The 2,067-nt window shown below is 55.0% G+C and carries 2 protein-coding genes; both read left to right on the forward strand.

Features of this window, described 5'->3' with window-relative positions; genetic code table 11:
* Positions 1 to 204 precede the first annotated feature (204 nt).
* The gene (locus ABF824_RS16290; RefSeq protein WP_415489995.1) at positions 205 to 1,365 is read left to right on the forward strand and encodes a mechanosensitive ion channel family protein; all 1,161 of its coding nucleotides are present in this window, start codon (positions 205 to 207) and stop codon (positions 1,363 to 1,365) included.
* A 122-nt stretch (positions 1,366 to 1,487) separates the two neighbouring features.
* Complete coding sequence (locus ABF824_RS16295; RefSeq protein WP_415489996.1) at positions 1,488 to 1,967, forward strand: YbaK/EbsC family protein; 480 nt, start codon at positions 1,488 to 1,490, stop codon at positions 1,965 to 1,967.
* Positions 1,968 to 2,067 lie beyond the last annotated feature (100 nt).

Here is a 2,067-nt window from a genome sequence, read left to right on the forward strand (position 1 = left end):
CTCCAATTGTGAGAAATAATTTCGCATTGAATAATATAAGTTTCATATGAAACTTTTCTGCTGATTGCGCGTTTCCCAGAAGATTTCCCGTTTCATGGATGTGTGCACACAGGAACCGATGAAAGTCATCGGTTTCCGGGTCTGTCACGATATCTGGGAGCATGTAAAAATGCGTTCGTTACGAAAAAGGATCAGGACAAGGTTTTGAAGGAGACGTTTATCCAAGCCCTGCATGATGTGCAGGGATGGTTCCGGTGGGTGCCGCCCACTCTTGGCTCGCTATTTGTGCTTATGGTGATGGGTGGCGGCGCGGTTGCTTTCACCGGTCTGGTTCTGACGCGCGTCAGTGCGCGTATGCCGGGACGTGCCCGTTCAGCGGCTTTTGTACGCAGTTGCGCACTCGCTATTCGACGCCCCACTCAGCTTGCTGTTGCGGCGCTGATCATGATTCTGACCATTCCCGCACTGTCCATCTCTCCCGATGTCGCCGGAATTGTCGCGCATCTGCTGGCGGTCATCATCGTCCTGTCAGTGGGCTTTGGTCTTGTGCGGTTCGCGCGTCAGGTGTCTGGCTATTATGTGGGCGACATGGATGCGCTCAGTGATGTTCAGGAAGAGAACATCCTTGGCCGTAAGCACATCACACAGGTGCGGCTGCTTGAACGGATTGCCGCCATCCTGATCGGCGTGCTCACGATCGGCGCCGCGCTCATGACATTCCAGTCGGTGCGACAGTATGGTCTCAGCCTGCTCGCTTCCGCTGGTGCAGCCTCCATTATCGTCGGTTTTGCTGCCCGTTCAGTGCTGTCCAACCTGATCGCTGGCGCACAGATTGCCATCACGCAGCCCATCCGCATGGGCGACATGATTTTCTTCAACAATGACTGGACGTGGGTCGAAGAAATCAATGCGACATTTGTGGTGTTGCGGGCATGGGATAAGCGCCGACGTATCGTGCCGCTGTCCTACTTTCTCGATAATCCTTTCGAGAACTGGACCTATAATTCAGCTGAACTGATTGGCGCGGTTTATCTCTATCTCGATTTTCTCGCGCCTATGGAGCCCATTCGCTCCAAGCTGGAAGAGATTGTCGAAGGGTGCCCCCACTGGAACGGCAAGGATTTCAGTGTTCAGGTAGCTGATGCCACGGAACGGACCATCATGATCCGTATCACCGCAGGGGCGAGGACAGCGGTGCGCAGTTGGGAACTTCGCTGCGCCATTCGGGAGGGCATCGTGAGCTGGATACGTGACAACTGCCCCGAGGCCTTTCCTCAGACCCGCTTTTCCGCACATGCTTCGGCACCCGACAATCCGCAATATGTGCGCAGGCTGGACGGGCCGCAGGGTTCTTTCGGACTGTAGCGCTCTGCGGGCGAGGTGCTTGGCACGTCTTCGACGGTGGTCCTTGGCAAAGGTCTGACACAGTGATGTGATGCATAACGAGGTCATGAAACTGATGGCCAGTTATGCATGGAAGACAGAAAATGACGAAGGAAACCGCTGCAACCGCTTTTCTTGCCGGTAAGGACGTTGCTTACAGCCTGCATGAATATACCTACGCGCCGGAAGGCGGCCCGATCGGGATGCAGGCGGCGGAAGCGCTCGGTTCCAGCCCCGAGAGTGTGCTGAAGACGCTGGTGGTGGAGATCGACAAGAAACAGCCTGCCTGCGTGGTGGCGCCTGCACATCAGAAGCTCAATCTCAAGAAGGTTGCGGCGCTGTTCGGCGGTCGCAATGCCCGCATGATGAGCCCGGAAAAAGCGCATGATCTGACCGGCTACCAGTCGGGCGGCACGTCTCCGTTTGGGCAGGCAACACAGATTCCCGTTGTCATCTCGCAGGACGCGATGGGGCAGGATCACGTCTATATCAACGCCGGCGATCAGGGTTTTGTTGTTCGTATCGCGCCAGCTGATGCCGTGAAGCTGTCCGGTGCTTTGGTTGCAGATGTGGCGGCGGAATAAAAAGTATGACAATTATTGCATGGAATAGAAATGTAATTTCTATTATCCTACACTACCAGCCTACGCTTGATAGTGTAGGTCTTCATATATCGCCATATAG

The sequence above is a fragment of the Acetobacter sp. genome (assembly GCF_047721705.1).
In the GTDB taxonomy this organism is placed as follows: domain Bacteria; phylum Pseudomonadota; class Alphaproteobacteria; order Acetobacterales; family Acetobacteraceae; genus Acetobacter.

Coding starts and splice junctions, on each gene's coding strand:
- ABF824_RS16295 (WP_415489996.1), top strand. CDS start 1,488: ATGACGAAGGAAACCGCTGCAACCGCTTTTCTTGCCGGTAAGGACGTT.